This window comes from Nocardioides panzhihuensis (assembly GCF_013408335.1).
GTDB classification, from domain to species: Bacteria; Actinomycetota; Actinomycetes; order Propionibacteriales; family Nocardioidaceae; genus Nocardioides; species Nocardioides panzhihuensis.
Genome location: NZ_JACBZR010000001.1, coordinates 775,330 through 798,707, shown reverse-complemented (window position 1 = coordinate 798,707; position 23,378 = coordinate 775,330). Strand labels below are relative to the sequence as shown.

The window sequence follows — 23,378 nt, the reverse complement described above, 5'->3', positions numbered from 1 at the left end:
CTCGCCCGGGGTTCCTCGCGTGACCAGATCAGGCGACTGTTGCGCCTCCATCGACGTACAGGGTCTGGCCGGTGATGTAGGAGGACTCGTCGCTGGCCAGGAAGGCCGCGGCGGCGGCGATGTCGGCGGGCTCGCCGACGCGCTTGACCGGGTTGGCGTCAGCCGAGAGCTTGCGGAACTCGTCGACGTCGAGACCGAGGCGGGCCGCGGTCTGGTCGGTCATCTCGGTGGCGATGAACCCGGGCGCGATGGCGTTCACGTTGACGCCGAACGGGCCGAGCTCGAGCGCGAGGGTGCGGGTGAAGCCCTGCACGCCGGCCTTCGCCGCGGAGTAGTTGGCCTGGCCGCGGTTGCCGGTGGCCGAGGTGGAGGAGACGTTGATGATCTTGCCGTACTTCTGCTTCACGAAGACGGACTGCGCGGCCTTCGACATCAGGAAGTGGCCCTTGAGGTGGACGTTCATGACCAGGTCCCAGTCGTCCTCGGTCATCTTGAAGAGCAGGTTGTCGCGGGTGATGCCGGCGTTGTTCATCAGGATGTGCAGCCCGCCGAGCTCCTCGACGATGCGCGCGACCGCGGCCTCGGTGTCCGCCGCCTTGGCGACGTTGGCGCCGATGCCGACGGACTTGGCACCCTCCACCAGCGGGAGCTTGGCTGCGGCCTCAGCGGCGGCGGCCTCGTCCAGGTCGATGATCGCTACCGAGGCACCCTCCTCGGCGAAACGCGTGGCGACTCCGAAACCGATCCCTCGCGCTGCCCCGGTGATGACTGCGACGCGTCCATCGAAACGACCCATGATCCAAGCTCCTTCGTGTGACTCAGGCTCTATGACTCAGCCGACAATGACGTGCGGCCCCCGCCGACTGTAGCGAGGGCCGCACGTCGTGTCGCGAGGTGTCTACTGATTGGTAGCAACCCAGGCGTCACGCACGGCCACGCCCAGATCGGGGTGGTCGGTGAAGAACGCGTCGACGCCGGCGTCCAGGTAGGGGCCGACCTCGCAGCCGAGGTCACCGATCGCGATCGGGTCGGTGCCGATGCGGCACTCCTTGGGAAGGTTCTTGTTCTCGGCGCGCATGGTCCAGATGACGGTCGGCAGCCCGGCGCGCTCCGCACGGTCGGCGAGGTCGGTCGGCTCGCCCAGCGTGCCGTCGGCGTTGCGCGGGATGAAGTAGTACTTGTACGGCGCCACCTGGTCGGCGTACTTCCTGATGCTCCGCAGGCCCTTGTCGGTGACCAGGTAGTCGTTGGTCACGCCGGTCCCGGCGACCACCTGGTCGTACGGGGCACCGCCGAAGTCGATCAGCTGCACCAACTTGGTGCCGATCATGCGGTTGAGGTCCTTGAGGTTGCTGACCTCGAAGGACTGGATGACCGCGGCGGCGCGCTTGCCGCCCAGACCGTGGCGCTTGAGGCTCTTGACGAGCGGCTCCTCCATGGAGAGGCCGATGGAGTCGAAGTAGGTCGGGTGCTTGGTCTCCGGAGCGACGCCGATGGTGCGGCCCGTCTCGGCCTCCTTGGCATCGACCAGGTCCAGCACCTCCTCGATCGTCGGCACCTCGAACATGCCGTCGTAGGCGGTGTTGGCCGGACGGTCGCCGGGGATGCGCTCGACGGCACGCAGCGTCTTCAGCTCGGCGAGGGTGAAGTCCTCGGTGAACCAGCCGGTCAGCGGCTTGCCGTCGATGGTCTTCGTGGTCTTCCGGTCCGCGAACTCCGGGCGGGCGGAGACATCGGTGGTGCCCGAGATCTCGTTCTCGTGACGGGCCACGAGCACGCGGTCCTTGGTCGAGACCACATCAGGCTCGATGTAGTCGGCACCCTGCTGGATGGCCAGGTCGTACGCCGCGAGCGTGTGCTCGGGCCGGTAGCCCGAGGCACCGCGGTGACCGAAGACGATCGGGTCGGCGTGCTTGTGCTTGGCCGCCTGGACGGCGGTCGTGGGCGTGGGCGCCGCGGAGGCGGGGGTCGAGACCAGGAGGGTCCCGGCGGCGAGCGTCGCGGCCGCGGCGAGCGTGAGGGTACGCATACGAGTGGGGTTCGGCATGGTCATGACCCGATCACACCGGTCCCCGGAGACCCCGGGCCCGGTGTGCGGTGAACGACGAATGACGATCTGTCGACGGGCCTCAGGCCGCGTCGGCGGCGTCGGCCGCGTCGTGCGCATCGGCGGCACGTCGCTCGGCGATCACGTTCTCGAGCACGTCGGGGCGGTTGGTGATGACGCCGTCGACACCGCGGTCGAGGACGGCGCTCATGGTGGCGGCGTCGTCGACGGTCCAGGAGTGGATGTCCATGCCGAGGGCGTGCACGCGGGCGACGTAGCTCGCGTCGAAGGAGCCGTAGTGCGGGTTGATCTGGTCAGCCCAGGTGTAGCTGTCCAGGTCGGGGTAGGCCGGGGTGCCGAGCAGACCGACCGGCACCTCGGGCTGGATGCTCTTGTAGGTCTTCATGGAGCCGAAGTCGAAGCTCTGCACGGCGAGCCGGCGGGCGGCGACCGCGGACCGGACGTAGCCGGGGAAGGAGTCGAACTCAGCCGCGACCTTCTTCTCGATCCCCGGGTAGAGCCCGGGCGACTTGAGCTCCATCAGGATCCCGGAGCGCGACGACCGCACCTGCTCGACCATCTCCTTCAACGTGGGCACCGGCTCACCGGCGTACTCCTCGCCGAACCAGGAGCCGGCATCCAGCGTCTTGATCTCGGCGAGCGTGAAGTCCTTGACCCGCCACGGCGAGCGGCCGGGGAAGCGCTGCTCGACGTCGGTCGTACGCGACAGGGTGGTGTCGTGCATCAGCACGAGCTCGCCGTCCTTGGTGGCCTGCACGTCCGACTCGATCCAGTCGGCGCGCTGCTCGATGCCGACGGCGAAGGCCGCGAGGGTATTCTCCGGGGCGTACGCGCTCGCCCCACGGTGGGCGGTGACGGTGATGTCGTCGGCCCGGTTGGCCTCGACAGCGTTCACCGCCACCGGAACGAGCATCGTGCCCGCGGCCAGCGCGACGCCGGCCAGAGCTGAGGTGAGGGACTTGGTCGCGACAGACGACACGGACATTGCGCACTCCCGGGATCAGTGGACAACAACTGATCTCGAGTGAATCGGTCCTCGCCGAACTCGCCCCGGCGGGCTGATGGCCGAAGCCGTACGCCTCGGTGAACTCAGCCCAGCACGGCACGCAGCCGGTCGGCGTACTCCCGCTGCTCGCCGTCCTTGTACTTGTGCCGGGGCCAGAAGAAGCCCTTGAGGCCGTCGCCGCGGCGGCGCGGGACGACGTGGAGGTGGAGGTGCGGGACCGACTGGCTGACCACGTTGTTGATCGCGACGAAGCTGCCTTGGGCGTCGAGACCGTCGACGACCGCGGCGGCCAGGCGCTGGGCATTCGCGACGAAGCGTTCGTGCAGTTCGGGAGGGAGATCGAGCAGCGTCGCCAGATGCTTCCTGGGCACCATCAGGATGTGTCCCTTCTGCACCGGCCGATGGTCGAGGAAGGCCAGGAAGGCGTCGCCCTCGAAGACCACCTCGGCCGCCAGGTCACCGGCGACCACGTCACAGAAGACACAGCTCACGCCGCCACCTCCGTTGCGCGAGCGCCATGGTACGGACGCGGCGGCGTGTAGATCTCATGGTTCGCTCGCTCACGACTCGTCTCCCCACGACAGCGTGGCGACCACCAGATCGACGGTCGGAAGTGCCAGGTCGGTGAGGTCGGGATGCGGGAAGGAGTAGATCAGCCGCGACTCGTAGAGCCGGTCGGGCGAGGCGACCCACCGCTCCCCCACCGTGGTCGTCTCGGCCTGCAGCGGGTGTCGCATCATCCCGAACGGTGCCGGCCGGTTCAGCGCGACCGCCAGCGCAGTCGAGCGCCGCCCGACCCGCTGCAGCCAAAAGGCCAGGAACGCCGCGCCCTGCTCGGCGGCCGCCTCCTTGGCGGCGACCATCCACTGCGCCCACTCGGGCTGCTCGATCTTGGACCGCTGCACCTTCGGGAGGACGTTGTCGACCAGGTCGGCGAGCTGGTAGTCGCGCACGTCCTCCTCGGACATGTCCACGACGTACCACTCCTGCCCCTTCGGCAGGCGCAGGTCGACGTGCGGCTTCGGACCGAGCGCCTTGAGCACGTCCTTGATGCCCGCCCGGAACCGGTGCGGTCCGGCCGGGTCGAAGGTGACGTAGGCGATCTCCTCGATGTTGACGGTGAGGAAGTCACGCAGTCCGTCACCGGTGCGCAGCTGCGCGCGGCGCCGGGTGTCCTCGGCGAGGAACGTCTCCAGCGCCTCCTGGGAGGAGAAGAGCATCGCCTCGTACGGTGGCCGGTTGCCGCGGTCCCCGGGAAAGACCCGGATCCGGGCCTCGTCGAGCTGGGGAACGACAACCTGCCCCGTACGCAGCGCGGCACCGACCGCGTCGATGTCGGCGGCCGCAAGGGCCGCCTCCAGCGCGTGGTTGCGGTAGCCGTCGATCATCTTCCGAGGCTAGCGCCCGGAAGCGGCCGGTTGAGGCTAGGCAGCCCCGAGGCGCTGCGGCGTGTCGTCGTCGCAGGTCGCGAAGAAGTTGCCCACCTCGTCGACCATGTGGCTGAACGACTCCGCCGCGAAGAGCACCGGCTGGTAATGGGTGATGTCGTAGTCGACCGTCGCCATCTGGGCGAAGTCGAGCGGACGCACCTCCACCTCGCGAAACTCCTCGATCTCGCCGTAGGACGACAGCAAGCCCGCGCCGTAGGCCCTCAGCTCGCCCTCCTCGTGGAGCACGCCGAACTCGATGGTGAACCAGAAGACGTCGGCGACGACCTGGAGCGCCTCTCGGGTCTCGACGCGTCGTGCGGCCGCACCGGCAAGCCGCTTGACCTCGGCCACCTGCGGGTCGGCGAGGAGGTTCCCGTGGCCGATCACCTCGTGGATGATGTCGGGCTCCGGGGTGTAGAGCGGCACGGCGTGATGGCGCAGGTACTGCGTCGAATGGAACTGCCGGTCCGCCAGGCTCCCGTAGAACTCCTCCAGCGGGACGATCCCCGCGGCCGGGACGTACTCGAAGCCGGTCAGCGCCTTCAGGCCGGCGCTCACCTCGTCGAGCTGCGGCACCCGGTCGGTCGGGAGGTCGAGGGCCTCGACGGCCGCGATGTAGTTGCGGCAGGCATATTTCGCGTGCAGCGGCGCGATCTCACGGCACACCGTCCGCCAGATCTCGTTCTCGGTGTCGGTGTAGTCGATCCGGGGCACCGTCTCCCCGGGCTTCCAACCAAGCGCCGCGGCAGCTATCTCGCTCCGCCGAGCCCGGTAGTCCTGGTCTGCGAACCCGGGGTGGTTGTCCCCCAGATGCACCTCGACCTGCCCATCATCGCCCACGGTGACGGGCGAGTAGAGCTGTCCTTCCTCGAACATCCTTACCTCCATGTGACGTACGCCTCACAACCCTATCGCGCACGCAAGAGAAGTCATTTCGCCCCAGAGACGAAGGGCCGGAATTTTTACCGCCCAGGAGCAGAATCCCGCCACGGCGCCGATGTGCGGGGCCACAACCCCGTTCCGACCAGCACACCCCCACCACGGCAGGAAAGTGCGACCCACCCGAACACGCGCATCGGGGGTGCGGGTGGCGAAGCCCCCGCCCCCGCGCAACACCAACCACGCGCAGCTAAGGGGGTGCGGGGGATATCCCCCGCCGCGACGCGAAGCGTCGCCTAGATATGACAAACCGACGCGGCCCTCCGTATGGAGGGCACACGTCGGCCAAAGGTTTGTGGAGCTGCGGGGAATCGAACCCCGGTCCTCGAGCGCCGTGCCAGGTCTTCTCCGGGTGCAGTCTGTGGGTGGCGTTCTCTCATCCCCGGGGCTCGACGCAGACACGTCCCCGACAGGCTCATCCGACTAGTTGTCCCTCATGCCCCGTCGGCATGTGCATGAGGTGAGTCTCCTAGATGACGCCTGGTTCCGAGCCGGAGACGGATACTCGGTCAGACGCTTCGATCACCGCGTCAGGCGGCGAGAGCGAAGGAACTGCGCTTAGAGTCGGCAGTTATTGGTTTCCAGCGATCGTTTACGAGATGACGCTGGCTCCTCGACCCGCTTCCCCTGGGAGCAACGTCCCAAGTCGAAACCGATCAGCCCCTTTTGAGTTTTCAACGCCTGCAACCAGGCAACGACATAACACTACAGGCCCCCGCCGACATTCCCCACTCGGTTTAGCCGGTCATCCCCTTGAGCTTGCGCCCGACCTCGACCTCGGCCTCGCGCTTGGCCGTACGCTCGGCGATCGTGTTGCGCTTGTCCCACGACTTCTTGCCCTTGGCGACGCCGATCTCGACCTTGGCGCGACCGTTGAGGAAGTAGAGGGCGAGCGGAACGACGGTGAGGCCCTTCTCGGTGACCTTGCGCTCGATCTTGTCGATCTCGGCGCGGTTCAAGAGCAGCTTGCGCTTGCGGCGGGCGGCGTGGTTGGTCCAGGTGCCGTTGAGATATTCGGGGATGTGGATCCCGTGGATCCAGGCCTCGCCCCGGTCGATGTCGACGAAGCCGTCGACCAGCGACGCGCGACCCTCACGCAGCGACTTCACCTCGGTGCCCTGCAGGACCATGCCGGCCTCGTAGGTGTCCTCGATGTGATAGTCGTGACGCGCCTTCTTGTTCTGCGCGATCATCTTGCGCCCCTGCTCCTTCGCCATTCTCCCATTCTCTCAGGCACAGGGGCATGACCGCGAAACGTTTAGGACCGAGCCGCCCAGAGATCAGCCCAGCAGCGGTGCCGGATCGACCGGGGTCCCGTCGCGCAGGATCGTGAAGTGCAGGTGACAGCCCGTGGACCAGCCGGTGGTCCCGGCGTACGCCACGGCCTCACCGCGCCCGATGCTCCCCGAACGCTTCGCATAGCTCGAGATGTGGTTGTAGACGGCGGTGTAGGAGTGCCCGTTGACCTTGCCGAGATACAGATGAAGGCGGTTGCCCCACACGCTCGAGTACGAGGTCGAGATGATCTGTCCCGAGTCGATGGCAAGCAGCGGGCGACCGCACGGCGCGTGGAAGTCCGTGCCGTTGTGCAGCGCCACGTAGCCGTAGATCGGATGCTTGCGGATGCCGTAGGGCGAGGTGACGTACGTGTCGGTCACCGGAGCCCCGAAGAGCCCACCGACCGAACCGACGTTGCGGTCGGAGCCGGAGTCCGCCGAGGCGAGCGACCGGATCTTCGTACGCAGCGCCGACTCCTCGGCCTCGAGCTTGCGCAGCTCGGCGGCGTCCGCCGCTCTGGCCGCCTCGGCGGAACGCCTCGCGGTGGCTGCCTGCTCGGCCAGCGTGGACATCTCGGCGTGGGCAGCCTCGGCCTGATCCCGGAGCGAGTCGACCTCGGCGACCAGCTTGCGGGCCTTCTTCTCCTTGGCCGCGATCGCGTCGGTCGCCTCCTGCACCTCCGCCTCGCGGACGACGAGCATCGTCTCGGTCGCCTCCATCCGCTGGAGGGTGGCGTCCTGGCCCGCGGAGGCTGCGTCGGTGTACGTCTGCTGGCGCATCAGGTCCTCGAGGGAGCCTCCCGAGAGCAGGGCAGCCGCCTGGGCGAGCTGCGGGTCTCCCCCGGTGAACCGGGTCAGGATCGCGTCACGCATCTCCTCGCGCTGCCCTTTGACCTTGGCCTGCCCCTCGGCGAGCTGCCCCTTCGCCTCGGCGAGCAGCCGCCTCTGCTCGGCCAGCTCGCTCTCGAGCCTGGCGTGGGTGGCCTGTGCCTCGGCGAGCCGCGCGTTGAGCTCGTCCAGACGCGACTGGGCCCGGTCGAGCTTCTTCTGCGCCGCGGCGTACGTCGAGGACGCATCCCGCAGGCCGGCGCTGGAGTGCTCGAGATCCTTGGCGGCGGCCTTCTGGTCCCGCTCGACCTCACGCTGCTCCTGCTCGAGGCGCTCCCTCTCGTCGGCGGAGGAGGGCAGGGTGGGCGAGAGGAGCACGGCAGCCACCACGGCGCAACTGAGCACAGCGGCGAGCGAACCGGCACGGGGGCTGCGGACACGGGGGCAGTGCACGGCCCAGACGCTAAGCGACCCGGGTCAGACCTTGATGTATTTGCGGGTGAGCAGGAGTGTCGGAACGAGGGTGAGCAGGATGCCGAGGAGCGCGACGATCGCGAAGGAGCTGAAGAACTCCTCCCAGCCGACCCACTGGGTCACCGCTGTGGACGAGAGCCGCTGCTCGACGCCGAAGTGCATCACCGCGGCCAGAGCGACCCCGGACAGGCCGATGCCGACCAGCGCCACCACGAGCGACTCGAGGAGGAACGGCAGCGCGATGTAGAGGGTCGAGGCGCCGACCAGCCGCATGATCCCGATCTCACGGCGGCGCGCGAAGGCTGCCAGCCGGATGGTGTTGGCGACCAGCAGGAGCGCCGCGACGATCAGCACGATCGCGCCGACCAGCGCCGCGCTCTGCAGCCCGTCGACAGCGGCGAGGATGGGTCCGGTCACCTCGTGGACGTCACCGACGTGGTCGATGCCGTCCAGGCCGGCGACGGCCTCGATGATCTCGGCGGAGTGGTGCGGGTCGGTCATCGTGACCCAGTAGGACTCCCACATGTCTCCGGCCTTGACCACCGGGTCGGGACCGCTGACGCCTTCGACGTCGAGAGCCTGCAGCCGCTTGTAGGCCTGCTCCTGGCTCTCCGGCTCGATCTTGTCGACGTATCGGTTGTCCTCGAGGGCGTCGGTGATGACCTTCTTCTGGCTGTCGTCGACGGCACCGGCGCACTGCGGGTTGCGGTCGTTGGCGCCGTTGCACATGTAGAAGGTGATCTGGAGCTCGTCGCCCCAGACCTCCTCGGTCAGCTGGGCCTGCTCACGCAGCAGCAGGCCGACACCGGCCAGGGTGAGCGAGACGAGCAGGGTCAGGGCCACCGCGACGTGCATCGACAGGTTTCGGCGGAGCCCCTGGCGAAGCTCGGTGAATACATAGCGCAGCTGCATGGCGGGTCGAGAGCCTTTTCTGGGTTGTAGAACCTGGTCGACGGTGAGGGGGCCGGCTCAGAACTGAGCGCCGTAGCCGCCCTGGACCTGGTCGCGCACGAGGTGGCCGTGCTCGAGCTCGATGACGCGCTTGCGCATCTGGTCGACCATCTGGACGTCGTGGGTGGCCATCACGATGGTGGTGCCGGACCGGTTGATGCGGTCGAGCAGTCGCATGATGCCGACGGTGTTGCCGGGGTCGAGGTTTCCGGTGGGCTCGTCGGCGATCAGGATCATCGGCCGGTTGATGAAGGCGCGAGCGACGGCCACCCGCTGCTGCTCCCCACCGGAGAGCTCGTCGGGCATCCGGTCGCCCTTGCCGTCGAGGCCGACCAGCTCGAGCGTCTCCGGGACGCGCTGACGGATCTCGCGGTTGGAGTGACCGGTCACCTGCATCGCGAAGGCGACGTTCTCGGCGACGGTCTTGTTGGTCAGCAGACGGAAGTCCTGGAAGATCGTGCCGACCTGGCGACGCAGCCGCGGCACCTTCCAGCCGGCGAGCCGGTTGATCTCCTTGCCGGCGACGTAGACCCGGCCCGAGCTCGGCCGCTGCTCGCGCAGCATCAGCTTGAGCGCCGTCGACTTCCCCGAGCCGGACTGGCCCACGAGGAAGACGAACTCCCCCTTCTGGATGTCGATCGAAAGGCTGTTGAGGGCGGGTCGCGCCTGCCCTGGATAGGCCTTGCTGACCTTCTCGAAGCGGATCACCCCGCCGAGGGTAGTGCAACCGTGGTGGGCTCAGCACTTCGGCTCTGAGATACCGACCCCTGTACTCTGACGACGTGCGCTCTGCAGTCCGGATCCTCCTCGGTGCCGTAGTCCTCACCGCCATTGCGGTCGGGGTCGGCGTGCTCACCCTGAAAGACGAAGAGCCGGAGACGCCCGAGGTGAAGGGCGACCTCAGCACCGCTGACACCACCACGATGCATGTGCGCCGAGGCGCTTTCTGCGACAGCGTCCCGACCGAGGACGTCACCGAGGCGCTGGGTGGCGCCGCGACCGAGAAGAAGGCCTACGGCGACGGTGACCAGACCGTCATCGCGGGCGAGGTCTCCGACGTCGCCCAGGAGTACGGCTGCATCTGGACCGGGCCGGAGGACTCGGCCACCTCTGCCCGCGCCTGGGTCTTCGCCCCGCCGGTCACGCTGGACTGGGCCACCCAGATGACCAAGAGCGTGCCCAAGGGCTGCAAGGCCTCGTCGAGCCCTGCGTACGGGAAGCCGTCGGTCGCACTCACCTGCGTCGACGCGAAGAAGCAGCCGAAGGTGGTCCTGCGCGGCCTGTTCGGCGACGCCTGGCTCTCCTGCGAGCTCACCGGCAAGGCCGGCGAGGCGACCGCGACGCTCCAGAAGCGCGCCTCCCGCTGGTGCCTGGTGACGGCGACAGCCGCCTCCGCCTGACCGACGGCCGCCACCGACCATCGGCCTGGCAGGGCAGGGCAGGGCAGCGCTATTTGCACGAGTTAAAGTCGAGTGCTTTAATCGACTTAGTCGCTCAGGCCTTCGGTCGCATCACCGGGCGACACGCGCCGCCGCGGGCCCTGAGTCAGAGCAGAGCCCGCCGGCGAGAGCGGGTGGGGTCCTTAGGGATGGGGATCCCACCCGCGACGCGAGCCAGCCCAGCACCGCGTCGGCGAACTCCGCGGGCTTGTTGCGATGCACGAAGTGGCCGACGTCGAAGTGGACGAGGTCGGCCTCAGGGATCCGGTGGGCGACCTTCTGGATGTCTTCCGGCGGGATGTGGCTGTTGCCTCCGCCGGCCACGATCAGGGTCGGCATGGGCAGCAGCTCGAGCTGCTCCCACATCCATGCGTCGTAGGTCGTCGCCTCCACGAGCAGGGACGCGATGCACTCCCAGTCGTGCGGCATCGGCCTGGTCGCGCGCCCGGGGCCCCGGCGATCGCGCGGCGCAGGTGGCACGACGTCCTCGATGACCAGCCGGGAGACCAGGTCGGGTCGGTGCATCGCGACCAGGAGGGCGACGTTGCCGCCGGTCGAGTGCCCGACGACCACTGCACCCGAGATCTCCAGCGAGTCCATCGCCACGATGACGTCGTCGGCGATGAGCCGGTGCGAGTACTCCGAGGCCCAGTCCGAGTCCCCGTGCCCACGCAGGTCGAAGGCGTGAACCCGGTGCTCGGCCGCGAACGACGGCACGACCCCCTGCCATCGCTTCGCGCTGCCTCCGAGCTCGTGCAAAAGCACCATCGGCGTTCCACCCTCGGGGCCGTAGACGTCATAGACGTACGCCGCCCCGCGGCCGGGAAGTGGAAGCCTGGTGCGCGTCTGCGCAACCATCAGATCAGTTCTGCTCGGCCTTCTCAGCACCCCGACGCCAGCGGATACCGGCCTCGAGGAATCCGTCGATGTCGCCGTCGAAGACGGCCTGCGGGTTGCCGACCTCGTAGGTCGTGCGCAGGTCCTTGACGATCTGGTAGGGGTTGAGGACGTAGTTGCGCATCTGGTCGCCCCAGGAGGCGGCGACGTCGCCCTTGAGCTCCTTGATCTGCGCCTCCTCCTCGGCCTTCTTCAGCGCGAGCAGCTTGGCCTTGAGCACGATCATCGCGGCGGCCTTGTTCTGCAGCTGCGACTTCTCGTTCTGACAGGAGACCACGGTGCCGGTGGGGATGTGGGTCAGCCGGACCGCCGAGTCGGTGGTGTTGACCGACTGGCCGCCGGGACCCGAGGAGCGGTAGACGTCGACCTTGATGTCGTTCTCGTCGAGGTCGATCTCGTCGGTCTGCTCGAGGACGGGCACGACCTCGACCGCGGCGAAGGAGGTCTGCCGGCGGCCCTGGTTGTCGAAGGGGCTGATCCGGACCAGACGGTGGGTGCCCGCCTCGACGGAGAGGGTGCCGTAGGCGTAGGGAGCGTGGATCGCGAAGGTGGCGGACTTGAGCCCGGCCTCCTCGGCGTAGGAGGTGTCGAAGACCTCGACCCGGTACTTGTGCTGCTCGGCCCAGCGGACGTACATCCGCATCAGCATCTCGGCGAAGTCGGCGGCGTCGACGCCGCCGGCACCGGCGCGGATCGTGATCACGGCCTCGCGGGAGTCGTACTCCCCCGCCAGCAAGGTGCGGATCTCCAGGCTCTCGACGGCCTTCTTGACCCGGCGCAGCTCGGCCTCGGAGTCGGCGAGCGAGTCGGCGTCGCCCTCCTCCTGGGCCATCTCGACCATCAGACCGAGGTCCTCGATGCGGGTGTGGAGCTCGGTGAACTTGTTGAGCTCGCCCTGCAGCATAGAGAGGCGTCCGGTGACCCGGGTGGCGTTGTCCTGGTCGTCCCAGAGGTCGGGCGCGGCGACCTGCTCGCCGAGGTCGGCGATCTCAGTGCGCATCGCGTCCAGGTCCAGCACCTGGCCGATGGTCTGCATCGTTGCCTGGAGCTGCTTGATCTCGGTGTCGAATTCGGGGCCTGCCACGTCTTACAGGTTACTTGACCGGTGGTTCGCCACCCGATTCGCCGCCCCCTCAAATATGCGCTCGCCCTCCGGCATGGGGAACCGGAGGGCGAGCGCCAGGGGGATGTCGCCAAAAGGGATATATCGGCGTGAGCCCGTCGGAACGGGCCCTAGAGGCCTCAGGCCTGATGGATCGAGCCGGCGAACCAGCCGTCCCAGGCAGCCTCCTCACGAACAGAGGCACCAGGCTTGGGGGCGTGCAGCATGATCGCCTGGCCGTTCTCCCAGCGCAGGAAGATGCCCACGTGGTAGACGGGGCTACCCCAGAACATCAGGTCGCCGCGCTGGATCTGGTCGTTCGGCACCGAAGGCAGCGCAGCGGCCTGGTCTCGCGAGACCCGGGGCAGCTCGATACCGGCGGCGCTGAAGGCGTACTGCGTCAGGCCGGAGCAGTCGAACGAGCTCGGGCCGGTGGCACCCCAGACGTACGGGTCACCGATCTGCTCCGAGGCGACGCTGATCGCCCGCTCGATCTTGCCCTGCTGGCTCGCGGCGAAGGCCTTGGCCTCCGCCTCGGCCTTCTTCTTCTCCTCCGCGGCCTTCTTGGCCGCGATCGCTGCCTTGCGCTTCGCCTCGGCAGCCTTCTGGGCGGCCTCGGCCTTGCGCTGCTGCACGTCGACAGCCCTCTCGAGCTGCTTGATGTCGGTGAGCATCGCCGTGGGGGTGGCCGAGGCCTCGAGGACCGGAGCCTCCACCACGGTGGCCGACTCGGCGGTCGGCTCGTGGGCGGGCGGTGCGGCGTTGGCGGCGGGCACCGCCACCAGGGCGCCCGCGGCGATGCCGCTGGCGAGGGTGACGCGACCGAGGAGCTTTCCGTGGCCGCTGAGCGATCCTGCGATCGTCCGGACGACGGATACGTTTGGCGCCCGGAACGGGCGTGCCGTGCCTCGATGGGCAGGGCGGGATACGGACTTGGACATGCGTGAGTTCCTTCCCACGCCTGCGAGGTGAGCTGTCGGGTTCGGGCTAGAAGGTTGCCCGGCCATCTTGCGATGGCTTCACCCCGAGCGACCGTCCGAGTTAGTCGCGTGGATCTTGGGTCCCCCGCTCCTGTCCCATACGTACTGCTGAGTGTGAGGGGTAAGGGGGTTCAGTAGTAGGGGCCGGCTTCCGGAGGGACAGGATTCGGCGTGAACCGGGGCCGGTCGTGCGTTCTGCACGGCTCAACCAAGGTGACATGGCAACTCGAGCGGATCCAATCCGGAATGTGCGGATCTGGGGCAGAATCCGCGCGTTTACGCGTGATTTTACCGCCGTTTGTGAGTCATCTCACCGGCAGACAGCCGTTTGAGGCTGGGTCCGAGCGGCCCTCACTCCGCCGCTTCGAGCCGGAATCCGACCCCGCGGACGGCGACGACCTTCTCCTGCACACCGGCCGCCTCGAGCTTCTGACGCAGGCGTCCGACGGTGACGTCGAGCGTCTTCGTCGAGCCGTACCAGTTCTCGTCCCAGACCTCCGCCATCAACCGGTCCCGGGAGACGACCTTGTCGCGGGAGGCGGCCAGCACGGCCAGGAGCGCGAACTCCTTGCCGGTCAACGTCACCTCGCGCTCGCCGGCGTAGACACGGTGGGCGGCCACGTCGATGCGCAGCGCGTCGTCGTCGTCGCCCGGCTCGACCGGGCCGGAGCGGCGCAGGAGCGCCCGGACGCGAGCCTGGAGGACGGCCAGCGCGAACGGCTTGGCCAGGTAGTCGTCGGCGCCGGCGTCGAGCCCGACCACCAGGTCGATCTCGGCGTCACGAGCGGTGAGGATCATGATCCCGCCCTCGTAGCCGTTGTCCCGTGCGGCCTTGCAGACCTCGAGCCCATCCATGTCGGGAAGGCCCAGGTCGAGCAGCACGAGCTCGGCCTCGTAGGGGGGCGCCAGCAGCTCCAGCGCCTTCTTGCCGGAGTCGACCCAGGTGACGTCGTACCCCTCACGCTGGAGCGTGCGCACCAGCGGAGCGGCGATGTCCTCTTGGTCTTCTACGACGAGCACGGAGTTAGACATGAAGAGAACAATAGTTACAGGCCCGTAGGGCTTGTGAAGAGATCCCCCCTTTCAGATAAGCGCGTGATCACATTGTTAGGTCCGAGTTGCTCGATCCCGAGCGGATCCGAGGCTCCCTCGGTGACCTCGTCCCAGGTGACGGGAGCTGCCACCGTCGGGGTGTCCTTGCCTCTCAGCGAGTAGGGACAGATGGTCGTCTTCGAGCCGGAGTTCTGCGACCAGTCCAGGAAAACCTTGCCTGACCTGCGGCTTTTGGTCATGGTCGCGGTCACCTTGCTCGGGTTCGCCTTCTGTAGGTCCTCGGCGATCTCCTTGGCCAGCGCGGTGGCCGCGTCCGGTTCGACGGGCTCCGGCAGGGCGGCGTACAGATGCAGGCCCTTGCTGCCGCTGAGCACCGGCGTCGCGGCGAGGTCACGGGCGCCGAGCGCCTCGCGCACCAGCAGCGCCACCTCGCAGCACTCCTGGAGACCGGCCGGTTCGCCGGGGTCGAGGTCGATCACGATCCGGTTCGCACCGGCCGGGGTGTCATCGGCGCCGACCGTCCACTGATGGACGTGCAGCTCCAGCGCGGAGAGGTTGGCCGCCCAGGTGAGCGCGGCGAGGCTGTCGAGGATCGGAAAGGTGAGTGTTCCCTCTTTGTGGTCGGCGGTTCGGGATCCCGTTGTCGGAACGATGACCGTGCGGACCCAGCTGGGGGTGCCGGCCGGTGCGTTCTTCTCGAAGAACGACATGTCGCCGATGCCGTGCGGCCAGCGGATCCTCGTCACGGCGCGGTCCTGGAGCTGCGGCAGCAGCGCCGGCGCCACCTGGGCGTAGTAGTTGAGCACCTCGCCCTTCGTCATCCCGGTGCGGGGATAGAGCACCTTGCTGAGGCTGGTCAGGGTCAGCACCCGGCCGTCGACCTCGACGCGTACCTCTTCTCGTTCGACCATCACAGATCCTCCGGTGAGACATCGTCCCTGATCCCGATGAAGCTCGGCTGGCGCAGCCGGCCCTTGTAGCTCGCCGACGCGACGGCGGTGCCGTGGGTCTCCACCTCCACGACGAGGAGGGGCTCGACCCAGTGCGTGCCGCGAACGTCCACCGTCGGCACTCCCCCGTCGGGGTCGACGTCGGGACCGGCGAAGGGGCTGCGCCCGGTCTCGCGGAGCAGCTCTCCGAGCCGCTGGGCACGTTTGCCGGTGATGCCGCTGCCGACCCGCCCGCGGTAGATCAGACCCTGGGGAGTCGGCTGTCCGACGAGGAGGGCGCCGAGACGTTCGGTGCCGCCCTCGGTGCCCACCTCGGGCCGCCAGCCGCCGACCACCAGCGACGCCCGATAGCGGTGGGCCAGCTTGATCCAGTCCTTGCTCCGCTCCCCCGGCCGGTAGCGGCTGCCGCGCCGCTTCGACACGATGCCCTCCAGCCCCTGCGCCCGCGTCACCTCGTGGAGCATCTGCCCGTCGTCGTAGGTCGCCGGCAGCTGCCACGAGCCCAGGTCGCCGTCGGCATGGACGGCCTCGAGGACCTTGCGCCGCTCGGCCCAGGACTCCTCGATGAGCAGCCGCCCGTCCAGACGGAGAAGGTCGAAGACCATGTACGTCGCGGGGATCCGCTCCGCGAACCTCGCCGCCCGGCGGACATCGCGGTTGTGCATGCGGTCCATCAGCACCCGGAAGTCGGGCAGTCCGGAGTCGTTGAGCGCGATCACCTCGCCGTCGACGACGATGTCGCGTTCCGGCCCTGTCGCGATCTCCGGCCAGGCGGGGGTGGCGTCGTTGCTGTTGCGAGTGATGAGCCGGGTCTGCGTACGTCCTTGCTCTGACTCTCCGACGAGCCGGATGCCGTCCCACTTGACCTCGTGGATCCACTCCTCCCCCGGCGGAACGTGGGCGCCAGGTGTGGCGAGCATGGGACGCATGTGTCCATCTTGCCTCTACGAAGTCGCTGCACCGGGCAGATCTGGGCCGATCTTCATGGCGCCCGGGGCACGTCCGTCGTTGGGCGCTACGCCAGATCGGGTACCTCGGCCGGTGATCGGCCGCTGCGCTCAACCGTGCAGACCTAGTGTCGGGGTCGCGGATCAGCGACCCGTCGGCCCGATTCGGGTTGGCGGAAGGGTCCGATTCCGCTTCGCACCCGAAGGGAAGAGAGGGCCCAGACCCATGACCATCTACCTGCGTGTGCTGTTCGTCTTCGCTGCGCTGATCGCCGCCGCAGTCGCTGCCTACATCGGGCTCATGCCCCTCGACGCACCATCGTGCGGGACCGGGCTGCGCAGCGAGGGCATGTGTTCCTGGACCACTCCCGAGGAGCGCCGCCCGGAGGCACTCGCGTGGCTCGCAGGCTCAATCGGCCTGGTCTTGGCAGCGTTTCTCATCGGCCGCTACCGCTGGACCGGCCGCGACTTGTGATCGCACGGCCCGAGTCCCGGAGAAGCCTGCGACTTCACACATGTGCGCGGAAGTGGCGGCACGTTCTCGGCTCGAAGACGTCAGAACCACGCATCTGCACGGATGTTGCGACGGCTGATCGAGCGCATCGCTTTCGCTCGCCGTGTGACGCATGGGGTTAAGGGGTACCGAGAATCCGGGATCCGGCAGATACTGGGCAAGTCGTTGCCGTTTGCGGAGGGGAGTCACTATGCGTGCGATCTGGAAAGGCGCGGTGTCGTTCGGGCTGGTCAGCGTGCCTGTGAAGCTCTACTCGGCGACGGAGTCCCACGACGTCTCCTTCCGCCAGGTGCACCAGGCCGACGGCGGCCGGATCCGCTATCAGCGGATCTGTTCGGTCGACGGGGAGGAGGTGCCCTACTCCGAGATCGCGAAGGGCTATGAGACCGAGGACGGCGAGATGGTCGTGCTCACCGACGACGACTTCGCCAACCTGCCGACGACCTCCTCGCGCGAGATCGCGGTGGAGAAGTTCGTGCCCTCGGACCAGATCGACCCGATGCTCTTCGAGAAGAGCTACTACCTGGAGCCGGAGAACACCGGCGTCAAGCCCTACGCGCTGCTGCGTCAGGCGCTGCTCGAAGCCGACCGGGTCGCCCTGGTGACCGTCGCGCTGCGACAGCGCACGACCGTCGCCGCGCTGCGGGTGCGGCCGACGGACAACGGCGACGTGATCGTGCTGCAGACGATGATGTGGCCCGACGAGATCCGGGTGCCCGACTTCAACGTCGAGGCGGGCGAGATCAAGGACTCCGAGATCAAGATGGCCAACATGCTCGTCGAGACGCTCGCGGGCGACTTCCACCCCGAGGAGTTCTCCGACGACTACGCCGATGCCATCGAGGAGATGGTGAAGGCCAAGATCGAGGGCGGCGAGGTCGAGCGGACCCCCACCTCCACCAAGACCTCCGGCGAGGTCGTCGACCTGCTCGCCGCTCTGCAGCGCTCTGTCGCCGCCGCGAAGAAGTCGCGCGGTGAAGAGGTCCCGGAAGAGTCGTCCGACAAGGACGAGGACAAGGGCGAGGAGAAGGGCGAGGAGAAGGCCTCGGAGGCCTCTTGAGGACGTAACCGCGCGGAGCGCGGAGACGACCCGGCGCGACACGCAGAAAGTTTCTGGTGCGGTCGTGTCGAAGAGGGCAGGCTCTGCTCGACGCGTAGGCGACGACGCTCGACGGAAGCGTCGCGCAACCGCAAGGAGAGACTGATGCGCTACATGATGCTGGTGAAGATGGCCCCCGACGCCGGGCCGCCCCCGGTGGCCCTGATGGAGGCGGTGGAGGGCGAGATCAGGCAGCAGTACGCCGACGGCATCCTGCTCGACGCCGACGGGCTCGGTCCCGGGCTGGAGATCCGGCTGACCGCTGGGGAGGTCACCCACGTCGACGGGCCGTTCGCCGAGGCCAAGGAGGTCGCTGGCGGGTTCTCGCTGTTCGAGGTCCGCTCTCACGATGAGGCCGCCGAGCTCGGGCGACGGATGGTCCAGCTCCATGAGGAGCTGTGGCCCGGGCAGGACGTGGCCGTGGAGATGCGGCCGTTGGTCGGTCCGCCGGCGCCTGCGGAATGAGCTCTGGTCCACTCCGTCCGGACCCCGAGGAAGCGATCGTCGCGGTCTGGCGCAACGAGTCCGTACGCCTCCTCGCCGGTCTGGCGCGAATGACCCACGACCTCGACCTGGCCGAGGACCTCGCCCAGGATGCCCTCGTCGCGGCGCTGGAGCAGTGGCCGCACGAGGGCATCCCTCGCAACCCGGGGGCATGGCTGATGTCGATCGCGAAGCGGCGCGCGATCGACGGGTTCCGCCGCGACGAGGTGCTGCGCCGCAAGGTCGCCCTGGTGGGCCACGAGCTGGAGGAGGGTGAGATGCCGGACCTGGCCGCCGCGGTCGACTACATCGAGGACGATGTGCTGCGGCTGATGTTCCTCTCCTGCCACCCCGCCCTGGCGCCCGACTCCCGAACGGTGCTGACGCTGCGGCTCGTGGGTGGGCTGACCACCGCCGAGATCGCGCGGGCCTACTTCGCCAAGGAGTCGGCCGTGGGCCAGCGGATCTCGCGGGCGAAGCGCACCCTGGCCGAGGGCGGAGCGTCGTTCGAGCTTCCGGTGGGCGAAGAGCGCGCCGCACGTCTGCGCGAGGTGATGCAGACGATCTACCTGGTCTTCAACGAGGGTTACGCCGCGACGTCCGGGCCGTCGTGGACCCGACCCGAGCTGTGCCTGGAGGGGATGCGGCTGGCCCGGATGCTGGCCGCGCTCGCTCCTGGGGACCCCGAGGCGCAGGCGTTGCAGGGGCTGCTGGAGATCCAGGGCTCACGGCTCGCGGCCCGGGCGGACGCAGAGGGGAGTCCGGTGCTGCTCGAGGACCAGGACCGGACCCGGTGGGACCAGCTCCTGCTGCGGCGCGGCCTGGCCGCCGTCGACCGGGCGAAGGCACTGGCCTCGTCCGGCACGCCAGGCGGGAGCTATCTGGTGCAGGCGATGATCGCCGCGTGCCACGGCCGCGCCCGCACCCCCGACCAGACCGACTGGGCCGAGATGGCGCGCCTCTACGACGTGCTCGCCGCCGCTGCCCCGGGCGCCGTCATCGAGGTCAACCGGGCCGTGGCGCACGGACGTGCCTTCGGGCCCGACGCGGGGCTGGCGATCCTGGCGGCCATCCCCGACGGTGCGCTCGCGGGATCTCATCTTCCGGCCGGCGTACGTGGTGACCTGCTGCACCGCGCCGGGCGACACGTCGAGGCCGCGGCGGCGTTCGAGGAGGCCGCTGCGGCGACCGCCAACGCCGAGGAACAAGAACTTCTGCAGAAACGCGCGGCCGCGTGTCGAAACGACGACAGCTCGTCCGACGCGTAAGCATCAACCGGGCCTCACCGGCTCGCCAACCGCTGGATTAGGGAAGATCGCCATGACCAAGACCACCACCTCCGCCGACGGCTCCACGATCGCCTACGACGTCGCCGGCACCGGCCCGGCGCTCGTCCTCGTCGACGGGGCGATGTGCTACCGCGGCTTCGGACCTTCGCAGGACCTGGCCGACGCTCTCTCGGACCGGTTCACCGTCTACCGCTACGACCGCCGCGGCCGGGGCGAGAGCACCATCGCCAAGCCCGCTGAGGTGGGCACCATGGAGGCGGTCGAGCAGGAGGTCGCCGACCTCGGCGCCGTGATCGAGGCGGCTGGCGGTCACGCCCATCTGCTGGGCCTCAGCTCCGGCGCCTTCCTCGCGCTCGAGGGCGCGCGGGCGGGGCTGCCGATCGACAAGATCGTCGCCTACGAGGCGCCTCTCATCCTCGACGACACCCACCGCCCCAACGACGCCGACCTGGCGCAGCAGGTCGAAGCGCTCGTCGAGAAGGGCAAACGGGCAGCCGCGATCGAGCTGTTCATGCGCGTGGTCGGCATGCCGCTGGTCGCGGTCAAGATCATGCGCCTGTCCCCGATGTTCAAGAAGCTCACCCCGGTTGCGCACACGCTGACCTACGACCTGGGCATGTGTGTGCCGTTCCAGCAGGGCCGGCCGTTGCCGAACGGCTACTACAAGAACGTGTCGGTGCCGGTGCTCTCGGGGGCCGGCAGCAAGAGCCCGACCTACATGACCAACGCCCAGCAGGCCATCTCCAAGGCGGTCCCCGACGGCCGCTACGTGGTCCTCGACGGGCAGGACCACATGGTCAAGGCCGAGGCGCTGGCGCCGGTCGCGACCGAGTTCCTCACCGCCTGAACGGCTCCGTCGAGGGGCGGCCTATCCTGGCGCCATGGCGCAGCTCTGGGACATCTCCCCACCGGTCCACGCATCGTCACCGGTCTTTCCCGGTGACCATGCCACCGAGGTCGACTGGACGTTCCGGATCGGCCCGGGGTGCCCGGTCAACGTCGCCGAGCTGACCCTCTCGGCCCACGTCGGCGCGCACGCGGACGCTCCGCTGCACTTCACCGACGGTGGCACCCCGGCCGGTGAGATGTCGCTGGAGCCGTTCCTCGGACCGTGCCGCGTGGTCGACGTCTCCGACGTGCGGCCGCTGGTCACCGTCGATGACATCGACGTCACCGACCTGCCGCCGCGCGTGCTGTTCCGGACGTACGCCACCCAGCCCACCACCTGGGACGACGACTTCTGCGCGCTCGACCCCGCGCTGATCGACCTGCTCGCCTCGCACGGGGTGAGGCTGGTCGGCACCGACGCGGCCAGCCTGGACCCGTCCGACTCCAAGGACCTGCCGGCGCACTTCGCGACCCATCGTCACGACGTACGCATCCTGGAGAACCTGCTGCTCGACGAGGTCCCGGCAGGTGACTACGAGCTGATCGCGCTCCCCCTCAAGCTCACCACCGCCGACGCGGCGCCGGTGCGAGCCGTGCTCAGGCCGCTCGCGGAGGTCGCCGGATGAACCGCGACGACGTGGTCGCTCTCGACCAGGCCGACCCGCTGGCCCCGCTGCGGGACCTCTTCGACCTGCCCGAGGAGACGATCTACCTCGACGGCAACTCGCTCGGTGCGCTCCCCCGCGCCACCGCGGGCCGGGTGGCCGAGGTGGTCACCCAGGAGTGGGGACGCGGGCTGATCGAGTCCTGGAACACCGCCTCCTGGATCACCCTTCCCCAGCGCGTCGGCGACAAGATCGCCCGGATCGTCGGCGCAGGTGAGGGCGAGGTCGTGGTCGCCGACTCGACCTCGCTGAACGTCTACAAGGCGCTCGCCTCGGCGCTCTCGATCGCCTCGGCCGACGCACCTGAGCGGCGGATCGTGATCAGTGAGCGCAGCAACTTCCCGACCGATCTCTACATCGCCTCCTCGCTGTGTCGCGAGCGCGGCTACGAGCTGGTGCTGGTCGATTCGCCCGACGAGATCGAGGGCCTGCTCGACCGTGCCGCGGTGCTGATGCTCACCGAGGTCAACTACCGCACCGGATACCTGCACGACATGGCCGCGGTGACCGCGCGCGCCCACGAGCACGGTGTGCTCGCGGTCTGGGACCTGTGCCACTCCGCGGGCGCCGTGCCGGTGGACCTTCGTGGTGCTGATGCCGACTTCGCGGTGGGCTGCGGCTACAAGTTCCTCAACGGCGGCCCCGGCGCGCCGGCGTTCCTGTGGGTCAACCCGCGCCACGTCGACCGCTTCGAGCAGCCGCTGTCGGGCTGGATGGGGCACGCGGCGCCGTTCGAGATGTCGCCCGGCTACCGGCCGGCGGAAGGGGTCTCGCGCTACCTGTCCGGCACCCCCGCCGTCATCGGCATCTCCGCCCTGGAGTGCGGCGTCGACACGCTGCTCGCTGCCGAGGCGTACGGCGGTCTGCGAGCGGTGCGGGAGAAGTCGCTCGCGCTGACCCGGCACTTCGCCGACCTCGTCGCCTCCCGGCTCCCCGGGTTCGTGATCGAGTCGCCGCTGGACGACGCGCGGCGCGGAAGTCAGCTGTCGCTGAGCCTCGGCTCAGGCGAAGGGGCGTACGCGATCGTGCAGGCGCTCATCGAACGCGGCGTCATCGGGGACTTCCGAGCCGGCTCCCCGGACATCCTGCGCTTCGGTGTCACCCCGCTCTACACGCGCTACGTCGACATCTGGGACGCCGTCGACCACCTGGTCGCGGTGATGGACAACGACGAATGGCGCGCGGAGCGCTTCTGGACCCGAGGAGCAGTCACATGAGCAGCACGCAGGACCTTCCGATGGACTACTCCGACTATCTCCACCTGCCGGAGGTGCTCGGCGCGCAGAACCCGCTCTCCGGCGACCACCACGAGATGCTCTTCATCGTGCAGCACCAGGCGATGGAGCTGTGGATGCGGCTCGCGCTGCACGAGCTGACCGAGGCTCAGCGGCTGATCTCGGTCGACCAGGTGCGCCCGGCGTTCAAGGGGCTGGCCCGGGTCTCCCGGGTCATGGAACAGCTCGTGCACGCCTGGGACGTCCTGTCGACACTGACTCCGACCGAGTACGACAAGTTCCGCCCCTACCTGGCCACCGGCTCTGGGTTCCAGTCGTGGCAGTACCGCTGCATCGAGTTCGCGCTCGGCAACAAGGCGGTCCACACGCTTCGCGTGCACGAGGGCCGGCCGCACGAGCAGGATGTGCTGGCTGCGTACGGGCGGCCATCTCTCTACGACGAGTCGCTGCGACTGCTGTCCCGGCGAGGCTTCGACATCCCGGAGTCGCACCTGACCAGGGACTGGAAGCAGGAGTACGCGGCGTCCGACGCCGTCGAGGCGGCCTGGCGCGATGTCTACCGCGACCCGGAGAAGCACTGGGACCTCTACGAGCTCGGCGAGGAGCTCACCGACCTGGAGACCGCCTTCCGGGTCTGGCGGTTCCGGCACGTGACCACCGTCGAGCGGATCATCGGCTTCAAGCCCGGCACCGGCGGGACCTCCGGTGTCGGCTACCTGCGCAAGCAGCTCGACATCATCCTGTTCCCCGAGCTGTGGGCGATGCGCACGGGGCTGTGAGGGCGTGTCTCCCAAAGACACGGCGGCCGCGAGCGGCGTTTCGGAGCGATCTGGCAAGGCGGCGCTGCGAAGGCATCCTGGAGGC

At 68.6% G+C, this 23,378-nt stretch carries 25 protein-coding genes, 1 other RNA gene and 1 riboswitch; of the genes, 9 read left to right on the top strand and 17 right to left on the bottom strand.

Annotated elements, in window-relative coordinates:
• Positions 1–28: 28 nt before the first annotated feature.
• The 11 genes from BJ988_RS03700 to ftsE form a co-directional block, all read right to left on the bottom strand.
• Positions 29–796, bottom strand: a complete 768-nt coding sequence (locus tag BJ988_RS03700; RefSeq protein WP_179656772.1) for an SDR family NAD(P)-dependent oxidoreductase — start codon at positions 794–796, stop codon at positions 29–31.
• Positions 797–898: 102 nt separating this feature from the next.
• Positions 899–2,053, bottom strand: coding sequence for a glycerophosphodiester phosphodiesterase (locus BJ988_RS03695; protein ID WP_179656771.1), 1,155 nt, complete (start codon positions 2,051–2,053; stop codon positions 899–901).
• A 76-nt stretch (positions 2,054–2,129) separates the two neighbouring features.
• Positions 2,130–3,053, bottom strand: coding sequence for a glycerophosphodiester phosphodiesterase (locus BJ988_RS03690; RefSeq protein WP_179656770.1), 924 nt, complete (start codon positions 3,051–3,053; stop codon positions 2,130–2,132).
• 104 nt (positions 3,054–3,157) lie between these two features.
• Positions 3,158–3,565, bottom strand: coding sequence for an HIT domain-containing protein (locus BJ988_RS03685; RefSeq protein ID WP_179656769.1), 408 nt, complete (start codon positions 3,563–3,565; stop codon positions 3,158–3,160).
• Between the two features lie 69 nt (positions 3,566–3,634).
• On the bottom strand, positions 3,635–4,462 hold the full coding sequence (locus BJ988_RS03680; protein ID WP_179656768.1) for a hypothetical protein: 828 nt from the start codon (positions 4,460–4,462) through the stop codon (positions 3,635–3,637).
• A 36-nt stretch (positions 4,463–4,498) separates the two neighbouring features.
• On the bottom strand, positions 4,499–5,380 hold the full coding sequence (locus tag BJ988_RS03675; RefSeq protein WP_179656767.1) for a phenylalanine 4-monooxygenase: 882 nt from the start codon (positions 5,378–5,380) through the stop codon (positions 4,499–4,501).
• A gap of 356 nt (positions 5,381–5,736) precedes the next feature.
• Positions 5,737–6,107: a transfer-messenger RNA gene (ssrA, locus tag BJ988_RS03670) on the bottom strand.
• A 73-nt stretch (positions 6,108–6,180) separates the two neighbouring features.
• Positions 6,181–6,660, bottom strand: a complete 480-nt coding sequence (gene smpB / locus BJ988_RS03665) for an SsrA-binding protein SmpB (RefSeq protein WP_179656766.1) — start codon at positions 6,658–6,660, stop codon at positions 6,181–6,183.
• Positions 6,661–6,723: 63 nt separating this feature from the next.
• Positions 6,724–8,001 (bottom strand): peptidoglycan DD-metalloendopeptidase family protein, encoded by a 1,278-nt coding sequence (locus tag BJ988_RS31245; protein WP_179656765.1) that lies wholly within the window; start codon positions 7,999–8,001, stop codon positions 6,724–6,726.
• A gap of 24 nt (positions 8,002–8,025) precedes the next feature.
• Complete coding sequence (gene ftsX, locus BJ988_RS03655) at positions 8,026–8,934, bottom strand: permease-like cell division protein FtsX (RefSeq protein WP_179656764.1); 909 nt, start codon at positions 8,932–8,934, stop codon at positions 8,026–8,028.
• Positions 8,935–8,991: 57 nt separating this feature from the next.
• The gene (ftsE, locus tag BJ988_RS03650) at positions 8,992–9,681 is read right to left on the bottom strand and encodes a cell division ATP-binding protein FtsE (protein WP_179656763.1); all 690 of its coding nucleotides are present in this window, start codon (positions 9,679–9,681) and stop codon (positions 8,992–8,994) included.
• A 74-nt stretch (positions 9,682–9,755) separates the two neighbouring features.
• Between ftsE and BJ988_RS03645 the strand changes: the two genes are divergently transcribed.
• Entirely contained in the window at positions 9,756–10,373 is a 618-nt protein-coding gene (locus BJ988_RS03645; RefSeq protein ID WP_179656762.1) for a hypothetical protein, read from the top strand.
• A 111-nt stretch (positions 10,374–10,484) separates the two neighbouring features.
• Here BJ988_RS03645 and BJ988_RS03640 read toward each other — a convergent pair whose 3' ends face one another.
• The 6 genes from BJ988_RS03640 to BJ988_RS03615 form a co-directional block, all read right to left on the bottom strand.
• Complete coding sequence (locus BJ988_RS03640) at positions 10,485–11,270, bottom strand: alpha/beta fold hydrolase (protein WP_179656761.1); 786 nt, start codon at positions 11,268–11,270, stop codon at positions 10,485–10,487.
• 4 nt (positions 11,271–11,274) lie between these two features.
• A complete protein-coding gene (gene prfB, locus BJ988_RS03635) occupies positions 11,275–12,393 on the bottom strand; it encodes a peptide chain release factor 2 (RefSeq protein ID WP_179656760.1) in 1,119 nt (372 codons plus the stop codon).
• Positions 12,394–12,551: 158 nt separating this feature from the next.
• Entirely contained in the window at positions 12,552–13,352 is an 801-nt protein-coding gene (locus BJ988_RS03630) for a C40 family peptidase (protein WP_179656759.1), read from the bottom strand.
• A gap of 2 nt (positions 13,353–13,354) precedes the next feature.
• Positions 13,355–13,529, bottom strand: a riboswitch (cyclic di-AMP (ydaO/yuaA leader).
• Positions 13,530–13,742: 213 nt separating this feature from the next.
• Positions 13,743–14,423, bottom strand: a complete 681-nt coding sequence (locus tag BJ988_RS03625; RefSeq protein ID WP_179656758.1) for a response regulator transcription factor — start codon at positions 14,421–14,423, stop codon at positions 13,743–13,745.
• Between the two features lie 14 nt (positions 14,424–14,437).
• The gene (gene ligD / locus BJ988_RS03620; RefSeq protein ID WP_179656757.1) at positions 14,438–15,355 is read right to left on the bottom strand and encodes a non-homologous end-joining DNA ligase; all 918 of its coding nucleotides are present in this window, start codon (positions 15,353–15,355) and stop codon (positions 14,438–14,440) included.
• Positions 15,355–16,323 (bottom strand): ATP-dependent DNA ligase, encoded by a 969-nt coding sequence (locus BJ988_RS03615; RefSeq protein WP_179656756.1) that lies wholly within the window; start codon positions 16,321–16,323, stop codon positions 15,355–15,357. The genes ligD and BJ988_RS03615 overlap by 1 nt, the downstream gene beginning before the upstream one ends.
• Before the next feature lie 244 nt (positions 16,324–16,567).
• On the opposite strand from BJ988_RS03615, the gene BJ988_RS03610 reads away from it, so the two are divergent.
• The 8 genes from BJ988_RS03610 to BJ988_RS03575 all read left to right on the top strand — a co-directional run bounded on the left by BJ988_RS03610 (position 16,568) and on the right by BJ988_RS03575 (position 23,293).
• The gene (locus tag BJ988_RS03610) at positions 16,568–16,816 is read left to right on the top strand and encodes a hypothetical protein (RefSeq protein ID WP_179656755.1); all 249 of its coding nucleotides are present in this window, start codon (positions 16,568–16,570) and stop codon (positions 16,814–16,816) included.
• A 229-nt stretch (positions 16,817–17,045) separates the two neighbouring features.
• Entirely contained in the window at positions 17,046–17,915 is an 870-nt protein-coding gene (gene ku, locus BJ988_RS03605; RefSeq protein ID WP_179656754.1) for a non-homologous end joining protein Ku, read from the top strand.
• Positions 17,916–18,059: 144 nt separating this feature from the next.
• Positions 18,060–18,419 (top strand): YciI family protein, encoded by a 360-nt coding sequence (locus BJ988_RS03600; RefSeq protein ID WP_179656753.1) that lies wholly within the window; start codon positions 18,060–18,062, stop codon positions 18,417–18,419.
• The gene (locus BJ988_RS03595) at positions 18,416–19,705 is read left to right on the top strand and encodes an RNA polymerase sigma factor (RefSeq protein WP_179656752.1); all 1,290 of its coding nucleotides are present in this window, start codon (positions 18,416–18,418) and stop codon (positions 19,703–19,705) included. The genes BJ988_RS03600 and BJ988_RS03595 overlap by 4 nt, the downstream gene beginning before the upstream one ends.
• A gap of 52 nt (positions 19,706–19,757) precedes the next feature.
• On the top strand, positions 19,758–20,573 hold the full coding sequence (locus tag BJ988_RS03590) for an alpha/beta fold hydrolase (RefSeq protein ID WP_179656751.1): 816 nt from the start codon (positions 19,758–19,760) through the stop codon (positions 20,571–20,573).
• A 34-nt stretch (positions 20,574–20,607) separates the two neighbouring features.
• The gene (gene kynB, locus BJ988_RS03585) at positions 20,608–21,240 is read left to right on the top strand and encodes an arylformamidase (protein ID WP_179656750.1); all 633 of its coding nucleotides are present in this window, start codon (positions 20,608–20,610) and stop codon (positions 21,238–21,240) included.
• Positions 21,237–22,496: a kynureninase gene (gene kynU / locus BJ988_RS03580; protein WP_179656749.1), complete on the top strand. Its 1,260-nt coding sequence runs from the start codon at positions 21,237–21,239 to the stop codon at positions 22,494–22,496. The genes kynB and kynU overlap by 4 nt, the downstream gene beginning before the upstream one ends.
• Complete coding sequence (locus tag BJ988_RS03575; RefSeq protein ID WP_179656748.1) at positions 22,493–23,293, top strand: tryptophan 2,3-dioxygenase; 801 nt, start codon at positions 22,493–22,495, stop codon at positions 23,291–23,293. The genes kynU and BJ988_RS03575 overlap by 4 nt, the downstream gene beginning before the upstream one ends.
• Positions 23,294–23,378: the final 85 nt, after the last annotated feature.

Excerpts from the sequence above, each read along its gene's own strand:
- BJ988_RS03700 (WP_179656772.1), bottom strand. The coding sequence starts at position 796 with ATGGGTCGTTTCGATGGACGCGTCGCAGTCATCACCGGGGCAGCGCGA.
- BJ988_RS03695 (WP_179656771.1), bottom strand. The coding sequence starts at position 2,053 with ATGACCATGCCGAACCCCACTCGTATGCGTACCCTCACGCTCGCCGCG.
- BJ988_RS03690 (WP_179656770.1), bottom strand. The coding sequence starts at position 3,053 with ATGTCCGTGTCGTCTGTCGCGACCAAGTCCCTCACCTCAGCTCTGGCC.
- BJ988_RS03680 (WP_179656768.1), bottom strand. The coding sequence starts at position 4,462 with ATGATCGACGGCTACCGCAACCACGCGCTGGAGGCGGCCCTTGCGGCC.
- BJ988_RS03675 (WP_179656767.1), bottom strand. The coding sequence starts at position 5,380 with ATGTTCGAGGAAGGACAGCTCTACTCGCCCGTCACCGTGGGCGATGAT.
- smpB (WP_179656766.1), bottom strand. The coding sequence starts at position 6,660 with ATGGCGAAGGAGCAGGGGCGCAAGATGATCGCGCAGAACAAGAAGGCG.
- ftsX (WP_179656764.1), bottom strand. The coding sequence starts at position 8,934 with ATGCAGCTGCGCTATGTATTCACCGAGCTTCGCCAGGGGCTCCGCCGA.
- BJ988_RS03640 (WP_179656761.1), bottom strand. The coding sequence starts at position 11,270 with ATGGTTGCGCAGACGCGCACCAGGCTTCCACTTCCCGGCCGCGGGGCG.
- BJ988_RS03630 (WP_179656759.1), bottom strand. The coding sequence starts at position 13,352 with ATGTCCAAGTCCGTATCCCGCCCTGCCCATCGAGGCACGGCACGCCCG.
- BJ988_RS03625 (WP_179656758.1), bottom strand. The coding sequence starts at position 14,423 with ATGTCTAACTCCGTGCTCGTCGTAGAAGACCAAGAGGACATCGCCGCT.
- ligD (WP_179656757.1), bottom strand. The coding sequence starts at position 15,355 with ATGGTCGAACGAGAAGAGGTACGCGTCGAGGTCGACGGCCGGGTGCTG.
- BJ988_RS03615 (WP_179656756.1), bottom strand. The coding sequence starts at position 16,323 with ATGCGTCCCATGCTCGCCACACCTGGCGCCCACGTTCCGCCGGGGGAG.
- BJ988_RS03610 (WP_179656755.1), top strand. The coding sequence starts at position 16,568 with ATGACCATCTACCTGCGTGTGCTGTTCGTCTTCGCTGCGCTGATCGCC.
- ku (WP_179656754.1), top strand. The coding sequence starts at position 17,046 with ATGCGTGCGATCTGGAAAGGCGCGGTGTCGTTCGGGCTGGTCAGCGTG.
- BJ988_RS03600 (WP_179656753.1), top strand. The coding sequence starts at position 18,060 with ATGCGCTACATGATGCTGGTGAAGATGGCCCCCGACGCCGGGCCGCCC.
- BJ988_RS03595 (WP_179656752.1), top strand. The coding sequence starts at position 18,416 with ATGAGCTCTGGTCCACTCCGTCCGGACCCCGAGGAAGCGATCGTCGCG.
- BJ988_RS03590 (WP_179656751.1), top strand. The coding sequence starts at position 19,758 with ATGACCAAGACCACCACCTCCGCCGACGGCTCCACGATCGCCTACGAC.
- kynB (WP_179656750.1), top strand. The coding sequence starts at position 20,608 with ATGGCGCAGCTCTGGGACATCTCCCCACCGGTCCACGCATCGTCACCG.
- kynU (WP_179656749.1), top strand. The coding sequence starts at position 21,237 with ATGAACCGCGACGACGTGGTCGCTCTCGACCAGGCCGACCCGCTGGCC.
- BJ988_RS03575 (WP_179656748.1), top strand. The coding sequence starts at position 22,493 with ATGAGCAGCACGCAGGACCTTCCGATGGACTACTCCGACTATCTCCAC.